Below are 21,987 nucleotides of genomic sequence, written 5' to 3' on the forward strand. Positions count from 1 at the left end.
GGTGGGCGTTAGCCCAGTGCGGAGCGAAGCGAAGCACCGAAGCGTGAGCGTAGCCCGAAGCACGCCGACCTTGCCCGCATGAGCGTTAGCGAAACGCGGGCAAGGGCACGCCCAAAAAAACAAAATTATTTAAACTTTATTCACTTGCTTGTCCATCTAAAAAAATGAACACTCCCCGCAAACGCAACTCCAAAATACAATAGCAAAACCAGCAATCCGTACTTAAAGTCTAATAAAGAACTTCCTTCTACATATATCCCTCTGACCATATCGGCTAAATGCGTCAAGGGCAATACCTTGCTAATTCCTTGCAAAAAGCTGGGCAAATTGTCGGTAGAAAAAAATATCCCACTTAAAGCCAACATAAGCAAAAATAGTAAATTGTTTATCCCTATACACAACTCTATATTTGGCACCACAGATGCAATGAAAAAACCTATCGCCATAAAAGTGAACATCCCTATGCTTAACGCCAACCACAACGAAAATACATCTCCCCTTACTTTTACATTAAATGCCCAATACGCAAAAGCTACAATAAACAAACTTTGCAGTATTACAATACTGTACCTATGCACAATTTGAGATAAAATGTAAGTAGACTTTCTCACAGGCGTAACCGCAATACGCTTCAAATTTCCTTTCTCTCGGTAGCTTAACATTACAAAACCTATACTCCACAAGCAGTAACTCATAATTTGTAAGCTCAACACGCCAGGAACCAAAAAGTCAAGGTAAGACTTTTTAGGATTAACGGTTAGAGCTTTTTTTTGGTAAGTAGTCAAAGAAGGTATGCGGTTTTGGGCAAGGTTAAATTCTGCAATAATCTTGTCTAGTAGCAAACTGATGTAGAGGATACTTTGTACTTGATACGGATTGTAAACTAACTCTATCGGCTGGTGCGCATTTTGATAGCCCTTAGGAACATAAATGTACGCTGCTTTTTGATGATTTTTAATTTTTTTCTCAAAAGTTGATTTTTGCCCTTCTTCTATCTTGAACTGTTGAGCATGTTGATACAAAAATTCCTTCAACTGCCGTGATTGCGGCGATTGATCTTCATCAACCCAGCCAATAGCTACGGTGATAGGTTTTTCATTACCAAAATGTACACCTAATGCCGATATGGTAATTGCAGGAAATAAAAAAGACCACAGCAAGGACCCTGGACTGCGAAAATAGAGTTTATATTCAATCCAAAGTTGATATAAAAAAGTTTTCATGAAATTTAGCCTTGAATAACGGGCAGCTCAATCAAAGGTTGTCTAAGCATAGAAAACTCATTAAGTTCATATTCGCAGGGTATCCAAACAGGTTTTGTACCTCCATGCACTACCGAAATAGGATTGTATTTTTGGTCGTACATTTCGTTGAGCATAGCTGATTTTACACCCCATTCAGGATGAATCCACTCTATCAAAGTGCCTACTTCAAAGCGGTTTTTAGGTTCTACTAGTGCCATTTTTTTCTCTTTATCGTAAGCTCGTACCACGCCCAAGTATGCATGTGTGCTGTATTCAGATTCGCCATGAGCATAGTTTTGACCGTATTCTTTGGGATTGCGAAGTAAAAAACCAGTGGTAAAACCTCTATTTGAATGGGCATATACTTCTTTTAAGCCCTCTTGGGCAGCTTCTTTGACCTTATCTGTGTAGAGCGCATCAATAGCCATACGATAGGCACGAGCTACTTGCTGTACGTAGTAAATAGACTTAGAACGCCCTTCTACCTTGAAACTGCAAACACCTGCATCGGCTAATTCTTGCAAATGTTCAATAGCACACAAATCTTTGGCGTTCATAATATAAGTGCCGTGCTCATCTTCGTCAATTAAGTTCAGTTCGCCAGGTCTGTTTACTTGTTCAATATAATACTCAACATTATCGGGCAGAGGTTGATAAGGTTCATCAGAAACGTTCAAATCGTAGAAAAGTTTTTCTCCAAAATCAGGATTGACTTTTTGGATTACTTTATATTCCCATCGGCAGGCGTTTGTACAAATACCTTGATTAGCATCTCTGTGATTAAAATAGTTACTTAGCAGACATCTTCCTGAATATGCCATACAAATAGCGCCATGTACAAAGGCTTCTAATTCAAGAGTGGGTACTTTGGCGTGAATTTCAGCAATTTCGCTAATAGCAAGTTCTCGGCTGAGAATGATGCGTTTAACTCCTACAACTTCGTGCCAGTATTTAGCTGTTGCCCAATTAACTACATTAGCTTGCACAGAAAGGTGTATTTCCAAGTCAGGATAACGTTGTTTGGTCAAGTGAATCATCCCAATGTCGCTCATGATAAAGGCATCAGGCTTGAGTTCTACCATTTGGTCTAAGGCGCGCAGGTATCCGTCTATTTTTCGGTTATGTGGGATAATGTTATTAGTAAGGTAGATTTTTTTGCCTAATTTGTGTGCGTATTCTACGCTTTCGGCTATGGTTTCTATTTTGAACTCATTTTCCCTTGCGCGTAAGGAGTACGCAGGTACACCTGCATAACACGCATCTGCACCATAAGCATAAGCAAATTTTAGCTTTTCTAAATTCCCTGCGGGCATTAGAAGTTCGGGCAACTTTCTCATACGAACCTTTTTAACAATTTACAAAATTACAAAAAAGTGCCCTTGCCGTTGACATTTTTGGGCTATTAACGAATTTATAAGAGTCTAAAAAATAATTTTACTTTTCTGGTGGGCGTGTCCCTCGCTTGCGCTCGGGTCGGTGCATTCCGCACTACGCGTGCGCTTCGGTGCTACGCTACCGCTCCGCACTGCCTTACGGCATGCTCCATGCCCCTCACGCATTTAACCCTGGATTTTGGGGTTTTACCCTATTATTAAATACATCCCTGCTTTACCTTGTTGGATATTCATTTTCAAATTTTTACAAGGTTAAATTAGATAGCTTTTGTCTAAAAGCAGCATTTTTTGCGTGAGGCATGCGGAGGGTGCGTGAGCAGTGCGTAGCACCGAAGCGATAGCGTAGCCCGTAGCACGCCGACCTTTTGGGCATGAGCGCAGCGAAACGCCCAAAAGGGCACGCCCAAACCAAAATAAATCTAATTTTAATAATTCTATGTCAGAGTAATATTGTGTCATACAACATTTTTCGTATTTTTGCTAACAAAATGATTCACGTTATCATTGCTGATGATGAATTACCTGCTCGAGAAAAAATGTCCTATATGCTCAAAAATATACCGAACATTACTATTGACGCCGTGGCTAAAAATGGTATAGAAGCCTTACAAGCAATTATAAGCTATAAACCCCATTTAGCTTTCTTGGACATTCAGATGCCTGGACTTTCAGGTATTGAAGTAGCTGAACACATTCCGCAAGATATTCCTACCAAAGTTGTGTTTACTACGGCTTACCAAGAATATGCAATAAAAGCCTTTGAGGTTAACGCAGTAGATTATTTGCTCAAACCTTTTAATGCTGAACGCTTACAATCTGCTATCCATAAAAGTGGGTTGAGAGATGAAAAAGAAAATTACAACATACAAAAATTGAAACAAGACTTCAAGCAGCAAACTGAACTTAAGTTCAGTGAAAAAATCCCTGTTACACACAGAGATAAAATAAAATTGATAGACTATGAAGATATTACTCTAATAAAGGTAGATGGAAGAGGGTGTTACCTTTTTACTGCAGAAGGTTCATATTATATTCATCAAAGTTTAGAGTATTTTGAACAACGTTTGCCTGAAAAAGATTTTTTACGTGTCAATAGGGCTGAAATCATCAATTTACGGCAAATTAAGGAGTTAGTAATATGGTTTAGCAATCGCTATAAAGTGATACTGAACGATACCAATGAAGTTCTTTGTAGCAGAGATAAGTCAAAAGTCATAAAAAAGGTACTTAATTTGAATCATAAAGACATTTAACCTGTTAGAAAACTATATTTATTTTGTTTACAAGGTTATATGGAGTAGTATGAGCATATTTACATTTCTTGAGCTTGGGCATGTACTTGTGGGCATGATTACCATGAGAAATGCCCGAGAAAACCAAAATTTAACCTTTGCGTAGCCCTACTCTCTATTCAAAACAACAATAAACCCAACACAAAACTTGATACTTATCCACCCACTAAAACAAGTGTTTCAAAAGCACAAAAAAACTGCTTCTGTTTAGTCTGTTTGTCAAATAGTTCCAGCAGAGGAGCTAAATTATCTATTTTACTTCATTCTTGGAGAGATTTTAGCCGATACTTATTAAGTCTATTTTCTTTTTCAAAGAATAGGTGTGAATTAGTTATTAAATGTTTTTTTGGGCGTGTCCTTGCCCACGTCTTGCTGCGCTCGTGTGGGCAAGGTCGGCGTGCTACGGGCTGCGCTATCGCTGCGGTGCTGCGCTTCGCTCCGCACCGTGCTGACGCACGCCCTCCGCATGCCTCACGCAGAATATTCTGCAAGTATGTTAAATCATCTATACTCTGTTTAACCTTGTAAGTAACTCAAAATAACGCAAAAACAAAATAAAACAAAACTATGCATAAAATAAGGTAAAAACCTCAAAATCCAAGGTTAAATGCGTGAGGGACATGGAGCATGCCGTTAGGCAGTGCGGAGCGGTAGCGCAGCACCGAAGCGAAGCGTAGTGCGGAATGCCCCGACCCGAGCGCCAGCGAGGGACACGCCCAAAAAAGTAAAATTATTTTTTAGACTTGAATAATAGGAATTTTTACCGTTATATTAAGAAAACACGTGAGTTTTGGATACATTTACTTGTTATTCAATTGATTGTAATGATGAAAAAGTGAGTCTCTTCGTGTTTTTTATCAATCTCCTTGACAGTTGCGTCATTTTATTGAGATTTGAATAATTTGCACGGCATAAAGCTGTGTAAAAATGAGCATATTCAAATTTGAAATTATCGCAGAAGATAAACAAAGTAAAGCACGTGCAGGTATCTTACATACACCACACGGTAGCATTGAAACACCTATTTTTATGCCCGTAGGTACAGTAGGTACGGTAAAAGCTGTTTCTCAACAAGATCTTATCCAAAAAATTAAAGCACAAATTATTTTAGGGAATACTTATCATTTATACCTTCGTCCTGGCATTGATATTTTACATAAAGCAGGCGGATTACACTGTTTTATGCATTGGAATAGACCTATTCTTACAGATAGCGGAGGTTTTCAAGTATATTCTTTGTCAGGAATTCGTAAAATAAGAGAAGAGGGAGTAACTTTTCAGTCGCATTTAGATGGTTCAAAACATATTTTTACACCTGAAAATGTAATAGATACTCAACGTAAAATAGGTTCAGATATCATGATGGTTTTAGATGAATGCAATCCCTACCCGTGCGAATATAACTATGCCAAAAAGTCAATGGAAATGACCCACAGATGGGCTAAACGTTGTAAAAAGCGTTTTGAGGAGACACAAAATTTATATAAGCATGAACAAACGTTATTTTGTATTGTACAAGGAAGCATTTATCCTGATTTACGCAGGCAAAGTGCAGAGGTATTATCAGAAATGGACTTTTTTGGGAATGCTATCGGAGGATTATCCGTGGGAGAACCTGCCGAACTCATGTATCAAATTACAGATGTTGTTACGGATATTCTACCTAAGCATAAACCACGTTATTTGATGGGTGTGGGTACACCTGCTAATCTCTTAGAGAGCTTTGCTTTGGGCATTGACATGATGGACTGCGTTATGCCTACTCGTAATGCCCGAAACGGAACATTATTTACTCGTAATGGTGTTATGAACATGCGAAATGCAAAGTACAAAGATGATTTCTCACCTTTAGATGAAGACTCTGACTGTGAAATTGACCACTATTATTCGAAAGCCTATCTTAGGCATTTGCTTTCTCAAAACGAGATACTGGGTGCCTGGATAGCTAGTATTCACAATTTACGTTTTTATCTTTGGATAGCAGAGCAAGCTCGTAAGCACATCATTGAGGGTGATTTTTGTATTTGGAAAGCACAAATGGTAGATAGATTAGCTCAAAGAATATAATTTTTGGGCGTGTCCTTGCTTGCGTTTCGCTGCGCTCATGCAAGCAAGGTCGGCGTGCTGCGGGCTGCGCTGACGCTTCGGTGCTTCGCACTGCTCACGCACCCTCCGCATGCCTCACGCAAGTTGCTATTAAACTAAGTCTACCTATTCAAATTTTAACCTTGTAAGTACCTCAAAATGAGCATTAAGTAAGATAAAAATAGATTTTAACCTTGTAAATTATTGAAAATCAATTCAAAATAAGGTAAAACTCGGGGAACTGGGGTTAAAGTGTTGTAAAAAGTGCATGTATTCAAGGTTTAACCTTTTATATGCTTGAAAAGCAATGTAAAACAAGGCAAAATAACAACACCTGAAACAAAGTAAAAATTTTTAACTTTGTAAACATCTGATAATGAACATCAAACAAGATAAAACAAGGGTATGTATAAAAACAAGGTAAAACATCAAAAAGCTGCTTGCGTGAGGGCTATGGAGCATGCCGTTAGGCAGTGCGGAGCGAAGCGCAGCACCGAGCGATAGCGTAGTGCGAAATAGCCCGACCCGAAGCGCAGCGAAGGGACACGCCCAAAAAATAATCTATCCAAAACACTCATAACCCTTACTGTACAACTAAAAATCAGAGTCATCAAACCAACGTAAAAGCATCCAATCCTCATCCATATGACCCCTGGTAAGCGTGAAAATTACACGACCCGTGCCCCTATACGTAGTATAAGCATCTATCTCCAAAAGTAAATTAAAAGAACGTATAACCTCCGCCGAAGTAGCAGTAGTGTCCATTTGAATATAATTATTCCACGTCAGAGAGATATTTTTTACGTTCTGAAACAAACGATACTGAATACGCATCTCCTCACCCCTATCCCATGAGATTTGAGTATTATTAGCAAAATCATAGTAAGTAAAACGAAAATCAGGATGTAACAATTTGCCGTATAAAGTACTATCCCTAAACTCATACGCATTTTTGAACCATGTAAATATGCCATCTACAGTTTTGCGATTACCTAAGCTACTCAATACACTACTATCCTCTTTGATAACCTTTGGCTTAAAGATATTTTTTTTACAACCTAACAGCCCTGCAAAAACTATCACTAAAATCCAGTAAAACCTTATTTTCATCTCTTTCTTACACAAATTTAAATATAAACAAACAGAATTACAAGACTATTACTATACACGTAAGCGTGGATCTGCCCATTGATATAAAAAGTCCGTAATAAAATTAAGAAGTACAAAAAATACTCCTAATACCAAAACTATACCCATAATCACAGGAAAGTCTTGCTGCTCTATGGCTTGAACAGTCAGATATCCTAAGCCCTTCCAACTAAATATATACTCTACAAAAAAAGCACCTGCAATCAAGGAAGCTAACCAATTTGAAATCGCAGATATAACTGTGTTAAGTCCGTTACGTAGAGCATGCTTAAAAATAATTTTGAAATTATTCAACCCTTTTGCTCTTGCAGTACGAATGTAGTCTTCTTGCAAAATTTCTATCATATTAGCCCGCATTAGCGATGTTATAATAGATGCTGGGCGAAGTCCTAAGGTTAAGCTGGGTAGTACTATATATCGCCAATCATAGTAAAAATCTAAGGTAATAGGGTCAAACTGCAAAATATACCCTGAAAAAGGTAGCCCCGTATAATCTTGTAACCAATAACCGAATACCCAACCCATCAATAATGAGGCAAAAAATGAAGGTAAAGATATACCTATGTTTGTAAAAAGTTGTATAAAATAGTCTAATCCTGTTTTTTTATACACTGCGGCAATGACCCCTGCTAAAATTCCTACACTACTCGCTATGCACAAAGCAAAAAATGATAATAAAAGAGTACCGTACAAATGGTCTACTATCACGTTCCATACTTTTTCATTAGTCTGATAAGACCGCCCTAAATAAGGCTTTTTTAGCAACAAAGCATAACCTGTTATTTTAACTAAAAGTACATAATCATAGTTGAGATAAGTTTTTTCTTTTTGGAGATGGACCGAGATAGGTGAAATATCTGTAAGATAGTATAAAAAACGTTGTAGAATCGGCTTATCTAAGTGCATTTCTTTACGTATGTTTTCTAATGTTTGTATATCTGTGCGTTGTCCTATGAGCATTTTGGCAGGGTCTTTGGCAAAAGCATGAAATAGAAAAAACACAATACAAATGATTCCTATGGTTACGCTACATAAGTAAGTTACCTTTTTCAGAGTTTTGTTAAACATTCCTAACAAAATTATGTATTTTTGTGGCATTCATGTATGAAACTATTGCACTCTGCTTTATGGACGATAATTTACATTTGTATTCTTAGCGCCCAAACCCTACCAATTGATATTTTGCACAAGCACCCCGTTGATACCTCAATAGCAGGTGCTTTAACTAGACCTGACAAAGTTTATAAGCTCAATCTCAGCAAACAGGATTTGACTTCTATCCCACCTGAAATTAGTAAGCTCAAAAAATTGCATGTTTTAGACGTGAGCTATAACATGTTAGAAACTCTACCGCCACAAATTGGAGACCTAACCCTGTTACAAATCATAAATGCACAAAATAACAATCTCACTTCTATACCTGCTGAGATTAGTAAATTAGAGCATTTAGAAATTCTTAATCTACAAACTAATAAACTTACTCAAATTCCTGCTGAGATAGGTAAGCTGCACAAGCTCAAATCGCTGACCTTACAAAATAACCAGTTAGAAAGCATACCTCCTCAAATTGAACAATGTAAAAACTTAGAGGTTCTCAATATTCAAAACAACCTTATCAAACAATTGCCTGCTGAGATAGGTAAATTAACCCATTTGCAAGCATTATACATTCAGAATAATCTCATCAAGCAGCTTCCTCCTGAAATTGTGCATTTACAGAATTTACAGTGGTTGTATGTGGGTAAAAATAACAATATTGCTACACCGAGCAATTTCTTTTCACTTTTATCGCAGCTTCCTAAATTACAATGGTTAGAGTTAGAAAATTGTAATTTGAAAGTCTTATCTCATGATATAGGTAAATTGAAGCATTTGCGCATGTTAGAGATAGCCAATAATCCTATTAAAACGCTCACGGATAGCATTGGTAATCTTACTACGCTCAAAGTATTGAATGTATCTAACTGTCAGTTGACAAAAATTCCTGCTGGTATTGGCAGATTAGTTCATTTAGAACGTTTGATACTCAATAATAATGCGATAACTTCGCTTCCACCTGAGATAGCTAAGCTCCAAAAAAATCTCAAATATGTGAGTTTGAAAGGTAATCCTATCAATGAAGTAGAGAAGGCAAAACTTAAAAAATGGCTTCCCAATACGCTTATAGAGTATTAGTGAGGTAGGATTTTGATAAGTTTATTTTTTAAAAAATAGTTTTTTGGGCGTGTCCCTCGCTGCGCTCGGGTCGGCGTGCTGCGGGCTAACGGTGCTGCGCCCCACCCGCCCACCCCCTGGTTATGGGGTTAAGGGTGTGGGCGAGGGGCTTCGCACCAAGCCTCACGGCTTGCCCTCCGCATGCCTCACGCAACTACTCCGCAAGTATGCTAACTCTACTTATTCAAATCTTAATCTTGTAAGTATATGACAATGAACATCAAACAACATTAAAATATACTTTAACCTTGTAAATCATTGAAAACTAATTGAAAATAAGGTAAAATTTCCATATTCAAGGTTAAAGGGTCATGTAAAGTCTATGTATTCAAGGTTTAACCTTGTACATGCTTGAAAATCAATGTAAAACAAAATAAAGCTAACACAATTCAAACAAGGTAAAAAATTTTAATCTTGTAAGTAGTTGATAATGAATATAAAACAAGATAAAGCAAAGCCATGCATACAAACAAGGTAAAACATCCAAACACTGCTGCGTGAGGCACGCGGAGGGTGCGTGAGCAGTGCGCAGCGTTAGCGAAGCACCGAAGCGATAGCGCAGCCCGCAGCACGCCGACCTTGCCCGCATGAGCGCATGCGAAACGCGGGCAAGGACACGCCCAAAATAAAAATTCAAATATCTAATCTGATTATTGCACTCTACCCTGTAGAGGGTACAAAAAAAGCTTACAAATTACATAATAGCATGGTAATTCCTTTTTTACTTTACTTTTGCATTATGAACATTCGCCCGCGCAGAAATAGAAAATCCCAAAGTATAAGAGAATTAGTACAAGAAACTTGGCTAACTTCAAAAGACTTGCTTTACCCTTTGTTTTTAGTAGAAGGAGAAAAGCAGAAAATTCCCATTTCTACTATGCCTGATGTGTTTCGTTTATCTTTGGATAATATCTTATTTGAAATAGAAGAGTGCCTCAAAATAGGAATTGTAGCTTATGCTATTTTTCCTGCAATCCCTGAACATAAAAAAGATAAATATGCCACAGAAAGCTACCGAGAAGGAAATATGTATGCTAGTGCTATTTATACTATCAAACAGCGTTTCCCTGAAATTGCTTTAATGACAGATGTAGCTATGGACCCATACAGCAGCGATGGACATGATGGGTTAGTAGAAAATGGACAAATCCTAAACGATGAAACTTTACCTATATTAGCTAAAATGGCATTAGTACAAGCTCAAGCAGGTGCAGATATTTTAGGTCCTTCCGATATGATGGACGGGCGAGTAGCTTACCTTCGCCAAGCACTAGATAAAGCAGGTTATAGCCAAGTTAGTATTATGTCTTACACTGCTAAATATGCTAGTGCTTTTTACGGACCTTTTAGAGATGCATTAGACTCTGCACCTAAAATAGGCGATAAAAAGACCTATCAAATGAATCCTGCCAATAAGCGCGAAGCACTACGTGAAGCAGAATTAGATACCCAAGAAGGAGCAGATATCCTTATGGTAAAACCCGCCTTAGCGTATTTAGATGTCATTCATTTGCTCAAATCTCATACTCATTTACCTTTGGCGGCGTACAATGTTAGTGGAGAATATGCTATGATTAAATTCGCAGCTCAAGCAGGATGCTTTAATGAAACGAATGCCATGATAGAGGTGCTTACATCTATAAAAAGAGCAGGTGCAGATATTATCCTGACTTATTTTGCAAAATCCGCAGCTAAATATCTACGTTCTCTTTAATACAACCAAACTTTGAATTCTATTTTGGACAAAACCCAACGATATGTTCAAAATTCTAGATAGGTACATTATTCGGAAGTTTTTAAGCACGTTCTTTTTTATGATGTTGTTAGTCAATCTTGTCATTTTGACTATTGACTACATAGAAAAAGCAGAAGATTTTGCAGGTAAAAACAACAACAACATTCCTGTACCTTTGAAAATAGTTTTCATAGACTATTACGGCAATTTAGTTCCCTATCTAATTGGGCTTTTAACGCCTGTTTTTGTGTTTTTGGCTGTTATTTATTTTACTTCTCGGCTTTCTGCACGTACAGAAATAGTTGCGATATTAAGTTCAGGAATAAGCTTTAACCGTTTAATGTTGCCGTATCTATTTTGTGCAGCCTTAATTGCAGGAATGTCCTTTTATCTAAACAGTTGGGTAATTCCAAAATCCACGCAAAAGCGGATAGAAATAGAGTATCGTTGGTTGAGACCTAAGATTAACTACCAAGCTAAACATTTACACAGGCGATTGAACTCGGATTCGTACATTTACATTGAAGGATATAATACAGAAAACCAACGCGCAGATAGGCTAACTATTGACAGGATCCAAGACGGTAGAGTTACCTACCGACTAATTTCTGATGTAGCCATTTGGAACAGTGAAAAACAAGAGTGGTCTATTCTAAACATACAAGAGCGGTTTATACAGTACGACTCACAAAACAAAGTTTCAGAACGTATAAGGAAGCGAGCTAAATTAGATACCAACCTCAAATTTACACCTGATGATTTTATTTATCGTGAGTTAAAAGAAGCAGGTATGACCTTACCTGAATTAAGTGAGTTTATTGAGGTAGAAACTCAAAGGGGTTCAAATGAATTGCATAAATTCAAAGTAGAGTGGCATCAGCGGTTTGCTATTCCTTTTGCTACGTTTATTTTAGTAATTATTGGGGTAAGTTTATCTGCAAGGAAGGTGCGTGGGGGCATAGGACTAAAAATTGGACTGGGAGTTTTAATTACTTTCTTGTACATTTTAGCTTTTCAATTTACAACTACTCTTTCTCGTAATGGTAGAGTACCTATATGGTTATCGGTTTGGCTTCCTAATTTTATTTTTGGGGCGGTAGCTATGGTATTTTATCAAAAAGCGAAGGAGTAATAGGATTTTGTTAGATTTTGATATTTAATTGATAATTTTTTGGGCGTGCCCTTGTGGGCAAAAGCCCACAAGGTCGGCGTGCTACGGGCTACGTGCAGAATTCCCCGACCCTTGCGTCAGCAAGGGGCACGCCCAAAATAAAATGACCTTCTACACTAAGCATACAGCTTTCTATAACCTTTTCCAAAATTGACAATCTTCTCTCTTAACTCCTCAATGTTTATCCTTTGATGAGCAGAAATAAAAACACTTGGCGCATTTTCCTTTCCTATATAACTCTCTTGCCAGTTCTTTAAGGTCATTTCATCTTGAACAAGGTCAATCTTGTTGAATACTTGAAGAATGTATTTATCACCCGCGCCAATTTCTACCAAAGTTTGTCGGACTACTTTTATATGATCTTGGTAGTGTGGATGAGAAAGGTCTATCACATGTAGCAGCATGTCTGCTTCTCTAACTTCATCCAAAGTACTTTTGAAGCACTCTACCAATTGATGGGGCAACTTGCGAATAAAACCAACAGTATCAGAAATCAAAAAAGGAATTTGGTCCCATACTACTTTGCGTACCGTAGTGTCTAAAGTAGCAAAGAGTTTATTTTCTGCAAATACATTTGCTTTGGTCAGTACGTTCATTAAGGTAGATTTGCCTGCATTTGTGTAGCCTACTAACGCCACTCTGATTATGTTATCTCTATGCTTGCGGCGGGTAGTATTTTGTCTGTCAATATGTTTAAGCGCTTCTTTAAGTTTGCTGATGCGGTTACGTATCAAACGCCTATCGGTTTCTATTTCTTTTTCTCCAGGTCCTTTCATACCAATCCCGCCCTTTTGTTTTTGCAAGTGCGTCCACATTCCTGTTAAACGAGGTAAGAGATATTGCAGCTGCGCTAACTCTACTTGAGTTTTCGCTTGGGCGGTTTTAGCACGCTTGGCAAATATGTCTAAAATTAAGCCATTTCTATCTAAAACTTTGCACTTATGGTCATCTATTTCTTTGGTATTGAACAGTTCTTCTAAATTTCGTGCCTGCGAAGGTGATAGGGCATCATCAAAAATAACTAAGTCCACCTTATGCTCTCGGACATAATTTTTAATCTCTTCTGCTTTTCCTTTCTGAATGAAAGTTCGGGGATCGGGATGAGGTAAAGATTGAATAAAAGTTTTTTCTGCTTTTGCTCCTGCGGTTTCAGCTAAAAAAGCCAACTCTTCCAAATATTCTTGAATTTGCTCTTTGCGTTGATGAGGTAATACTACACCTACTAATACTGCTTTTTCCATTTAGTTATGCGTTAGGTTGAGGAACAGAGCGTAATATCGCCACAAAATCTTGTGCTTTAAGACTTGCACCTCCGATTAAACCTCCATCTACATCGGGACTGCTTAATAGTTCGGCTGCGTTTTCAGGTTTGAGAGAACCCCCATACAATATCGGAATACTATCACTGATAGCAGGATGGTAGTTTGCTTCAATTTGCTTGCGGATATATGCATGTACAGATTGAGCTTGTTCAGCCGTAGCATTTTTACCTGTACCAATTGCCCATACAGGTTCGTATGCAATAACTACCTTTTTGATTTCCTCTGTGGATAAGTGAAATAAGCCTTTTTTAAGTTGAGTATCAATAACTTCTTGGGTTTTATCTGTTTCGCGTTCTTGTAAGGTTTCGCCTACACAAAAAACGGGAAGTAAGCCGTGTTCTATTGCAGATTTTACTTTTTTTGCTAAAAGTTCGTCTTGTTCATAGAATAGATTTCTGCGTTCCGAATGTCCAATAATTACGGCTTTTATTCCGATGCTGTTGAGCATGACAGGGCTAATTTCCCCTGTGTAGGGACCTGCTTTTTCATAATACATATTTTGCACGCCGACGTAGATGTGGGGATGTTGGGCACACTTTTGTGCAATAGGATGTGCATAAACAAATGGCACAAAAAGGATGATTTTTGTATAATCATTGAGATGATCTTTGGATTGGATGAGAATTTGTTCGGTCAGTTCTATGGCTTCGGAATAAGAGAGGTGCATTTTCCAGTTACCTGCGATAATTTTAGTTCTTCTCATAGCGCAAAAGTAATATACAAAACTTGTAAACTCAACTTGACTTTATGATGCCAAAAGGATTGTATTGACTTTGTATAATTTTTTGATTTTTTGGGCGTGCCCCTTGCTGACGCAAGGGTCGGGGCATTCCGCACTACGCTAACGCTTCGGTACTTCGCTGCGCTTCGTACTGCCTAACGGCATGCTCCATGCCCCTCACGCAGATAACCTGTGCAGTTATGTCTTTACCTTGTTTAAGCTTGAAGTACAAGCACTTACAAGCTAAAACTTCGCATAACATACAGAGAAACGCTTATTTCAGAGATCCTTTGCGTGAGGCATGCGAAGGGCGTGCGTCAGCACGGTGCGGAGCGAAGCGTAGCACCGAAGCGATAGACCGAAGCGATAGCGTAGCCCGTAGCACGCCGACCTTGTGGGCAAAAGCCCACAAGGGCACGCCCAAAAAATTAAAATTCAACCTTTCAAGGCTACTTATACTCAATTTTTGAACCTAAAAAGCACTTTTAGACAGGAACAATAGAGTACAAAGCTATTTTTATTTCAAACGTATCGCCTACACGGTAATACTTTGCGTCAGGTCCTTCCAGTACACGAGTAACCTCAACTGTGCCCCAGCATCCTTTTATCTCCTTGAACTTTCCTTCATATAAGGGCGTACCTCCCAAAGCAAAACGATATGTTTTATTTAGTTCCCACTCCGTTTCAAATGTATGATTAGCCATGGCATTACGTGATTTATGCAAAGATACGTTTTTTATAGCACTGTTACAAAGTAAAAAAGAATACAAAAAGAAAAACGAACAGACACTTTGCTGCTCGTTTTTACGTGCATCCAGGAGGACTCGAACCCCCAACCTTCTGATCCGTAGTCAGATGCTCTATCCAATTAAGCTATGGATGCATCAAAGATTGGACTGCAAATATAAGGATGTTTTATGCAAACGTGCAAGTGTTATATAAAATTTTTTTTGTTTAGGATTGCACTTTAATTTGTAGAGTTGTTATGAAGGCAAAAATAGCTCAAATTTTGTTAGAAACCGATAGCGTAAAACTGAACTTGAAACAACCTTTTAAGTGGACTTCGGGAATTAGCTCTCCTATTTACTGCGATAATCGGCGGTTAATTAGTTTTCCTGAACATCGCCAAGTGATAGTAGAAGGTTTTGTTAGATTGATTGAGAATTTGCCGCAAAAACCCGAAGTCATCGCAGGAACTGCTACGGCAGCCATTCCATGGGCATCGTTTGTAGCTATGCGGCTTAATTTGCCGTTGCTGTATATTCGCCCTGAACCTAAGGCTTATGGCGCAGGTAAGCAAATAGAAGGCGCCGCAGAGAATTTTATGGGTAAAAAAAGCATCATTATTGAAGATTTAATTTCCACAGGGGGAAGTTCGCTCAAAGCTGCCCAAGCTATGATTAGAGAATTAAACCAAAGACCCTTAGGTATATTTGCTATTTTTCAGTATGGCTTTCCAGATACAATACAGCTTTTTGAGAAAGAAGGCTACATCATGGACACGCTTTGTAATTTAGATGAATTGTTAGATTACGCTTCAAGTTTATCTTACTTCACTGATGCAGAAATAGATAAAATTCGTACTTTTGCTCATAATCCTAAACTGTGGCATCCTTAATTATGACTCGTAATGTTGTAGTGAGTAGTTTACTCGCTTTGTTTGTAATTTTGAGTTTTACGGCTTGTACTAGGGTTATTCGCATACAAGCTTTGAAACCTGCAGCCATTACGTTACCCAGCGATATAGAAACCATAGTAGTAATTAACCGCTACAAACCTGATGAAAAACATAAGTTCAAAAATTTTATTGAAGGTTTGCTTACAGGTGAGCGTATTCGTTTGGATAGAATGGCTGCAGATATGGCAATTAACAGCGTGATAAAGAAATTAAGCGAATCCCCAAGAGTGATTGTAAAAAGCGTTCCTTTTGAGTTGAAAGGCACGGGGACATGGGAATTTCCTCAACCTTTGTCAGTAGAGGTAGTCAAACAAATTGCTCAAGACTACAAAGCTGATGCGATTGTATGTTTAGAGGTGATGGATTCAAATTCATGGATACGCACAAGAGAAGAGCGAAGAAAAAGAACGGTAAACGGACAGCAACAAGAGTATGTAGTAAGTGTGGCTACTCGTTGGGTGAGTATTGATGTGGGTTGGCGAATATATGAGGGTAAAACAGGAAGTATACTGGATGAGCATCGTATGCATCAAGAGATGAGTTGGGATAGCGAAGCTTCGGATTCGAAAACCGCAGTTGCACAGCTTATTCCTATGGATAGGGCTATTCCTGAAGTAGGTGCTGCGGCAGGTTGGGACTATGCTACTCGTATAGCCCCTTCTTGGATATGGATATCTCGCGAATATTACACTCGTGCAAGAAAAAATGCGGATTTCAAACAAGGCGTAGTAGATGCCCAAGCCAATCACTGGAGAGATGCTGCTGTTCGTTGGCGCCCCCTAACTGACAACCCCGATAAAAAAATTGCTAAACGGGCTTGCCTAAATATGGCTGTAGCTTGTGAAGTAGAAGGTAATCTAGAAGCTGCATTGAGCTGGGCAAAAAAAGGTGCCGCATTAGGTAGCGTACGGTGCAAAAACTATATTGATATACTTACTCAACGAATAGAAGATGAAAAACGCCTACAATTTCAAATGCAAAAGCCCGATAAAGAGGAGAAAGGCGAACAATAATTTTCAAAGACTAATATTTTCTTGATTGGCATTGACTTTGTCATTATATTTACATTAAATTTACATTATGAAACTGATATTTTTACTTTTGTCTATTTGTGGGATTTACATTAACACTCTTGCACAAATTAACTACGATAATGCTGATGCTTATATTCAGCAAAACCAGCAAAACGCTGATAGCAAAGGCACAAGTTTTATTGTTCAAATGAAGCCACTGGCACTTCTGCCCAAAGAAATAAGAGAGACTTCGGGACTAATATACGTAGGTGAAAACCAAATTCTAACGCATAATGATAGTGGGGGAGAACCTGTATTGTACCGATACGATGCTAACCTTAGAAAAATAGTACAAAAAATTAGGATTGCCAATGCTAGAAATATAGACTGGGAAGATATTACTCAAAGTAAGGATTATATTTACATTGGAGATTTTGGTAACAATAAAGGTAATCGTAAAGATCTTAAAATTTACCGTATCAAAAAAGCAGATATCACTACTACGCAGGGCGACATCAGCGTTTATGCGGATAGTATCTGTTTTAGTTTTAGCGATCAAACTGACTTTTCAGAAAGTTGGCGTAAAAGCGATTATGATTGCGAATCACTTATACACGTAGGAGATAGCTTGTACGTTTTTTCCAAAGATTGGACAGATAGAAAGTGCCGCTTATATAGCTTGCCTGATAGACCTGGTACGTATATAGCCAAATCTCACGGTGGCTTTGATGCACGTGGTTTAATTACAGGTGCCGCAGTTAGCCCAGACGGCAAAAAAATTGCACTTATCGGCTATGAAAGAGATCCAAAAAAAGGTTCAGATGTATTTATATGGATATTTACCGATATTACCCCATACAATTTTCTTCTTTCTAACAAAGAAAGAATTGACTTAGGATTAGAATCAGTACTTGGTCAAACTGAAGGAATAGACTTTAAGGATAACAATACGGTTTATATCTCCAATGAAGAATTAGAAGAGCACAAAGTACCAGGCCGACTGTATTCTGTCAGAATTCCATGAGGTTGTTAAAAGTATTTTTATGTTTGTTTTGTTATTTTTATGTCATCCGCGCAATTGCACAAAATATTCCTTCTCAACCTCACTTAGAATATGTTAAGCTGCTTAATCCTGTATGGAAAAAATTGCCCAACTTGGAAACTGACACAATCCCCATATATACTACTAGCTTAGAAAGGATAGTTCTTTTTCACGCTTTTACAGTAGATACAATAAAGCCTAACTTATCCTTGTTTTTTTTAGGTATAGTAGGCGAATGCGAAATTTACTTCAATAAAGCACTTTTATACAAAGGTAAAGATAGGTACGGCAAAATTTTGGTTAACTTACCCCTTTCTCACCTCAAAAAAATAAATGTTATACAAGTTGTGCTGTGTACAACCCATCAATTTCCATTAGCAGGCCTACTGCAAAATGTGTACTTAGTTAAAGCATTCCCAGAAAGAAGCACACTCACTCCTCCTACATATAGTAGCTATCAGGATACCGTAGCCTTGATTTATCCATATAGCTATTTATACGGATTCAAGGGAAATAAAATTTTGCTTAAAAGACAGTTGCTTGAACTAAGACAAAGCGGCGTTAAAAAAGTTAAATTCATGTTTCCACCTCCTGAATATGCGTATACCTTATGCGATTTATTAGACCTATTTATTGTAGATAATGCTGAAAGTTCGCTACAAAGATTCTACTTTAATGCCGCTCCTTTTGAGTTAAAAAAAGATATTTTGGTATATCCTTCTTGGTATAATGAAGCTTACATAAGAACAAAACATTTTAAGAATACCTATACAATATTATCTTACCTACCTTCAAAAATTAAGTACAGTGCAAAAGTAAATTTATGGTTGATTAGTTGTGTTTTGATAGGTTACTTGGTTTTGCTTAAAATAAGCTTTTATGATATCATTACTAGCTCCAGTGACTGGTTTAGGCGGTATAGATTGATTATGGAAACGGTTAAAAGCAAAAGGTTCATTCCTTCCACTTGGGTAAACTTACTGACTTTCTTACAATGGATGATAGTGGCAGCCGTATTATGTTATATTATCACTGACTATGCTTTTGAAGAGAATCCGATTATGAATTCAAAGCTAAGGATACTTTTGCAAACAAATACAAATGTTATTTTTGTGTTATGGTTTGCCTTACTTGTATTTGTTATTTTTTTACACACAGCAGTAAGCTTTTTCGTTTCTGCAATCAGCCAAATTTATCAAAGAGGTAAAATTTTATCTCGGATTAACGAAATCTCCATAATAAACCATTTTCCTGCATTATATTGGATAGTTGGTGTTCTTTTTCTGATACCTTTATCCCCTTCGTTTTTGGAGCAAGTATTTTGGTTGATTCTGTATATCTTAATAGGCTTTTGGCTATTGACAAGATTAGCACGAATGTATAGATTCGGAGTAAAAGGGTTAAAGTTGCATAGTATCGTAATTATTTTGTATCTTTGCGGCGCAGAGATACTACCTTATTTCTGCTTAGCTTTTTACATTTTTAACTTTTAGCAGCCGTGAATATCAAAAACATTCTTATTTCTCAATCCCAAACCGACAAAGCAGCTTATGACGCTCTAGAAGCCAAATACGGAATAAAAGTCCATTTCAGACCTTTTATTACTATAAAACCCGTAAGCATGAAGGTTTTTAGAGCGCAAAAAGTAAATATTTTAGACTACACTGCCATCATATTCACGAGCAAAAATGCTGTAGACATTTTTTTTCAATTTTGTAAAAATTTGAGAATAGAGATGCCTCCTGAAATGAAATACTTTTGCGTCAACGAAACTACGGCAAACTACATTCAGCATCACGTACAAATGCGCAAACGCAAAGTATTCGTAGGTAAAGGAAACAACCAAGACCTATTCCCCCTTTTTAAGAAACATTCTACTGAAAAATACTTGTATCCTTGCTCGGAGATAAGAAAGTCCGACATCCCTGATTTTATGAAACAAAATAACATTCTTTGCAAAGAGCTGATTATTTATGAAACTGTAAGTGCAGACCTAAAAGACCTAAATATATATGACTATCAACTAATTGCTTTTTTTAGCCCTTCTGGTGTTACAGCGCTTAAAGAAAACTTTCCTGACTACAAACAAGGCGACACCCTTTTTGCAGCCTTTGGTAGTACTACCGCAAAAGCTATTCAAGATGCAAATTTTAGAGTGGACATTCAAGCCCCTATACCTCAAATTCCAAGCATGGTAGGCGCAATAGAACTCAAACTCAAAGAACTCTCCGACCCAAAAGGTTTCAAAAAATATCTAAAACAACTAGAAGCTAAGCTAGAACAACAATTAGAAGAAGAAAAAAAACTTAAAGAACAGCAGCTAAAAGAAAAAGCACTAAAACAACAAAAAGCATCTAAAAAAGAAATTAACCAAGAAAGGCTAGAAATAAGCATAAAACCAGACGACAATACTAGCATGAGTCCCCCTGTTTCCGATGAAAATACATCCAAACAAAGTACATCTAGCTCAACCTCTCCTAAAAAAACCCGAACTCGCAAATCCACCAAAACAAACCAAAGCACAGCCGATACAAGCACCGATATATCTCTTGAAAAAGAAAGCTTCTTAAAAGTTTCTTTAACTGAATCAATAAAAGACAAAAATGAGAGTATAAAGAGTAAAAAAACTACCACAGTAAAAAGTACTGAAAAGAAAACCACTGCCCAAAAAAAATCTCCCACAACTAAAAACAAATGACCTCCAAAGTATTAGTAACAGGTGCCTCGGGGCTTTTAGGGGCTCAATTGTGTAAGTATTTAATAGCAAAAGGCACATCCGTACGAGCTTTGGTAAGAAATAAGCACAATACAGGTCTATTGGCACCTTATCAAGATAAGCTAGAAATTGTAGAGGGGGATATTTTGGACATATATGCATTAGAGCAAGCTCTGGAAGGTATTAGTCAGGTATATCACTGTGCTGCTGTGGTATCTTTTGCTAAAAAAGACAGAAATTTAATGAAGAAAATTAACGTAGAAGGCACGGCTAACCTTGTCAATCTGTGTGTAGAAAAACCTGGAATCCGCTTATTGCATGTAAGTTCAATTGCTGCACTAGGAGACACCGAAGGCAAAATAACCGAAAAAACAAAATGGAAAGATAGCCCAAGTGTAACTTTTTATGCTAAAACCAAGCACTTAGCCGAGTTAGAAGTTTACAGAGGCATTGAAGAAGGTTTAGACGCAGTAATGGTTTTACCTTCGATAATTATTGGTCAAGGTCGGGACAATCACCCTTTTATGCGTTTGTTCAAACGAGCGATTAAGAAAGGTATACCTTGGTATCATCATGGTGTAACGGGCTACATAGGTGTAGATGATGTAGTACAAGGAATGTACATAGTCATGCAGCAAGCGCCCAAAGGTGAAAAGTACATTCTTAACAGTGAAAATTTATCTTTTTACCACTTTTTAAGTTTGATTTCTGAAATTTTTGATACTCCCAAGCCCAAATACAAAATACCTTACCGATTGACTTACAACATAGCTCGGATAGTTGAGCTTATTTATCCGGGACACGCATTTTTGAACAGAGAAACTATCAAAAGTAGTATCAAGCAGCAGGAGTATTCTGCTCAAAAGTTTATAGAATCGTTTTCGTTTAGGTTCAAGCCGATTAAAGAGTGTCTACTTCAAATGAAGCAAAGTATTCAAGCATGAGTTTAGGATTTTAATTCGACTGATGAATTATTTTTTAAGTTTATTTTTTTGGGCGTGCCCCTTGCTAACGCAAGGGGCGGGGCATTCCGCACTACGCTAACGCTTCGGTACTTCGCTGCGCTTCGTACTGCCCTTGCGGGCATGCTCCATGCCCCTCACGCAGATGACCTGTACAGTTATGTCTTTACCTTGTTTGAGCTTGAAGTACAATCACTTACAAGCTAAAACTTTGCATAAGAAACAGAAAAACGGTTGTTTCAGAGATCC

24 protein-coding genes, 1 tRNA gene and 1 pseudogene are annotated in these 21,987 nt (G+C 37.8%); 13 read left to right on the plus strand and 13 right to left on the minus strand.

All coding sequences use genetic code 11. The annotated features are described in order from the left end of the window. Positions 1 to 140: 140 nt before the first annotated feature. Positions 141 to 1,223 (minus strand): ABC transporter permease, encoded by a 1,083-nt coding sequence (locus tag NZ519_03500; protein MCS7027809.1) that lies wholly within the window; start codon positions 1,221 to 1,223, stop codon positions 141 to 143. A 5-nt stretch (positions 1,224 to 1,228) separates the two neighbouring features. Next, positions 1,229 to 2,581, minus strand: coding sequence for a U32 family peptidase C-terminal domain-containing protein (locus NZ519_03505; GenBank protein ID MCS7027810.1), 1,353 nt, complete (start codon positions 2,579 to 2,581; stop codon positions 1,229 to 1,231). A gap of 108 nt (positions 2,582 to 2,689) precedes the next feature. Between NZ519_03505 and NZ519_03510 the strand changes: the two genes are divergently transcribed. Continuing rightward, on the plus strand, positions 2,690 to 2,839 hold the full coding sequence (locus NZ519_03510) for a hypothetical protein (GenBank protein ID MCS7027811.1): 150 nt from the start codon (positions 2,690 to 2,692) through the stop codon (positions 2,837 to 2,839). A 51-nt stretch (positions 2,840 to 2,890) separates the two neighbouring features. Here NZ519_03510 and NZ519_03515 read toward each other — a convergent pair whose 3' ends face one another. After that, the gene (locus tag NZ519_03515; GenBank protein ID MCS7027812.1) at positions 2,891 to 3,031 is read right to left on the minus strand and encodes a hypothetical protein; all 141 of its coding nucleotides are present in this window, start codon (positions 3,029 to 3,031) and stop codon (positions 2,891 to 2,893) included. A gap of 95 nt (positions 3,032 to 3,126) precedes the next feature. Here NZ519_03515 and NZ519_03520 point away from each other — a divergent pair, with 95 nt between their 5' ends. Continuing rightward, positions 3,127 to 3,891: a LytTR family DNA-binding domain-containing protein gene (locus tag NZ519_03520; protein MCS7027813.1), complete on the plus strand. Its 765-nt coding sequence runs from the start codon at positions 3,127 to 3,129 to the stop codon at positions 3,889 to 3,891. Positions 3,892 to 4,257: 366 nt separating this feature from the next. Here NZ519_03520 and NZ519_03525 read toward each other — a convergent pair whose 3' ends face one another. Further along, a complete protein-coding gene (locus NZ519_03525) occupies positions 4,258 to 4,398 on the minus strand; it encodes a hypothetical protein (protein ID MCS7027814.1) in 141 nt (46 codons plus the stop codon). Between the two features lie 459 nt (positions 4,399 to 4,857). On the opposite strand from NZ519_03525, the gene tgt reads away from it, so the two are divergent. Further along, on the plus strand, positions 4,858 to 5,997 hold the full coding sequence (tgt, locus tag NZ519_03530; GenBank protein MCS7027815.1) for a tRNA guanosine(34) transglycosylase Tgt: 1,140 nt from the start codon (positions 4,858 to 4,860) through the stop codon (positions 5,995 to 5,997). On the opposite strand, the gene NZ519_03535 is transcribed toward tgt, so the two are convergent. From NZ519_03535 to NZ519_03545, 3 genes are all read right to left on the minus strand, one after another. Continuing rightward, positions 5,980 to 6,108: a hypothetical protein gene (locus NZ519_03535; GenBank protein MCS7027816.1), complete on the minus strand. Its 129-nt coding sequence runs from the start codon at positions 6,106 to 6,108 to the stop codon at positions 5,980 to 5,982. The two genes, tgt and NZ519_03535, sit on opposite strands and share 18 nt — an antisense overlap. Before the next feature lie 501 nt (positions 6,109 to 6,609). After that, positions 6,610 to 7,125, minus strand: coding sequence for a hypothetical protein (locus NZ519_03540; protein MCS7027817.1), 516 nt, complete (start codon positions 7,123 to 7,125; stop codon positions 6,610 to 6,612). A 51-nt stretch (positions 7,126 to 7,176) separates the two neighbouring features. After that, a complete protein-coding gene (locus NZ519_03545) occupies positions 7,177 to 8,232 on the minus strand; it encodes an ABC transporter permease (protein MCS7027818.1) in 1,056 nt (351 codons plus the stop codon). 36 nt (positions 8,233 to 8,268) lie between these two features. Here NZ519_03545 and NZ519_03550 point away from each other — a divergent pair, with 36 nt between their 5' ends. The 3 genes from NZ519_03550 (at position 8,269) to NZ519_03560 (ending at position 12,245) form a co-directional block, all read left to right on the plus strand. Continuing rightward, positions 8,269 to 9,339, plus strand: a complete 1,071-nt coding sequence (locus NZ519_03550) for a leucine-rich repeat domain-containing protein (protein ID MCS7027819.1) — start codon at positions 8,269 to 8,271, stop codon at positions 9,337 to 9,339. Between the two features lie 778 nt (positions 9,340 to 10,117). Beyond that, a complete protein-coding gene (gene hemB / locus NZ519_03555) occupies positions 10,118 to 11,092 on the plus strand; it encodes a porphobilinogen synthase (protein MCS7027820.1) in 975 nt (324 codons plus the stop codon). Between the two features lie 43 nt (positions 11,093 to 11,135). After that, entirely contained in the window at positions 11,136 to 12,245 is a 1,110-nt protein-coding gene (locus tag NZ519_03560) for an LptF/LptG family permease (protein ID MCS7027821.1), read from the plus strand. Between the two features lie 155 nt (positions 12,246 to 12,400). Here NZ519_03560 and hflX read toward each other — a convergent pair whose 3' ends face one another. Genes hflX through NZ519_03575 form a run of 3 tightly spaced genes read right to left on the minus strand, consistent with a single transcriptional unit; the run spans position 12,401 to position 14,443 of the window. Next, a complete protein-coding gene (gene hflX / locus NZ519_03565) occupies positions 12,401 to 13,525 on the minus strand; it encodes a GTPase HflX (protein MCS7027822.1) in 1,125 nt (374 codons plus the stop codon). Between the two features lie 4 nt (positions 13,526 to 13,529). Next, a complete protein-coding gene (gene tpiA, locus NZ519_03570) occupies positions 13,530 to 14,309 on the minus strand; it encodes a triose-phosphate isomerase (protein ID MCS7027823.1) in 780 nt (259 codons plus the stop codon). Then, complete coding sequence (locus NZ519_03575) at positions 14,306 to 14,443, minus strand: hypothetical protein (GenBank protein MCS7027824.1); 138 nt, start codon at positions 14,441 to 14,443, stop codon at positions 14,306 to 14,308. The genes tpiA and NZ519_03575 overlap by 4 nt, the downstream gene beginning before the upstream one ends. Positions 14,444 to 14,548: 105 nt before the next feature. On the opposite strand from NZ519_03575, the gene NZ519_03580 reads away from it, so the two are divergent. Then, complete coding sequence (locus NZ519_03580; protein ID MCS7027825.1) at positions 14,549 to 14,797, plus strand: hypothetical protein; 249 nt, start codon at positions 14,549 to 14,551, stop codon at positions 14,795 to 14,797. Positions 14,798 to 14,812: 15 nt separating this feature from the next. Here NZ519_03580 and NZ519_03585 read toward each other — a convergent pair whose 3' ends face one another. After that, positions 14,813 to 15,031, minus strand: coding sequence for a hypothetical protein (locus NZ519_03585; GenBank protein ID MCS7027826.1), 219 nt, complete (start codon positions 15,029 to 15,031; stop codon positions 14,813 to 14,815). 105 nt (positions 15,032 to 15,136) lie between these two features. Then, a tRNA-Arg gene (locus tag NZ519_03590) sits at positions 15,137 to 15,210 on the minus strand. Positions 15,211 to 15,312: 102 nt separating this feature from the next. Here NZ519_03590 and pyrE point away from each other — a divergent pair. The 6 genes and pseudogenes from pyrE (at position 15,313) to NZ519_03620 (ending at position 21,720) form a co-directional block, all read left to right on the plus strand. Next, positions 15,313 to 15,945 (plus strand): orotate phosphoribosyltransferase, encoded by a 633-nt coding sequence (gene pyrE, locus NZ519_03595; protein ID MCS7027827.1) that lies wholly within the window; start codon positions 15,313 to 15,315, stop codon positions 15,943 to 15,945. Positions 15,946 to 15,965: 20 nt separating this feature from the next. Continuing rightward, positions 15,966 to 17,018, plus strand: coding sequence for a DUF6340 family protein (locus NZ519_03600; protein MCS7027828.1), 1,053 nt, complete (start codon positions 15,966 to 15,968; stop codon positions 17,016 to 17,018). 67 nt (positions 17,019 to 17,085) lie between these two features. Further along, entirely contained in the window at positions 17,086 to 18,042 is a 957-nt protein-coding gene (locus tag NZ519_03605; protein MCS7027829.1) for a T9SS C-terminal target domain-containing protein, read from the plus strand. Next, on the plus strand, positions 18,039 to 19,553 hold the full coding sequence (locus NZ519_03610; GenBank protein MCS7027830.1) for a hypothetical protein: 1,515 nt from the start codon (positions 18,039 to 18,041) through the stop codon (positions 19,551 to 19,553). The genes NZ519_03605 and NZ519_03610 overlap by 4 nt, the downstream gene beginning before the upstream one ends. 5 nt (positions 19,554 to 19,558) lie before the next feature. Beyond that, positions 19,559 to 20,293, plus strand: a pseudogene (locus tag NZ519_03615) (uroporphyrinogen-III synthase). Between the two features lie 461 nt (positions 20,294 to 20,754). Beyond that, complete coding sequence (locus NZ519_03620; protein ID MCS7027831.1) at positions 20,755 to 21,720, plus strand: NAD-dependent epimerase/dehydratase family protein; 966 nt, start codon at positions 20,755 to 20,757, stop codon at positions 21,718 to 21,720. A 2-nt stretch (positions 21,721 to 21,722) separates the two neighbouring features. Here the strand turns inward: NZ519_03620 and NZ519_03625 are convergent, their stop codons facing one another. After that, entirely contained in the window at positions 21,723 to 21,863 is a 141-nt protein-coding gene (locus NZ519_03625) for a hypothetical protein (protein ID MCS7027832.1), read from the minus strand. Between the last annotated feature and the right edge of the window lie 124 nt (positions 21,864 to 21,987).

It is taken from the genome of Bacteroidia bacterium (assembly GCA_025056095.1).
Taxonomy (GTDB): domain Bacteria; phylum Bacteroidota; class Bacteroidia; order JANWVE01; family JANWVE01; genus JANWVE01.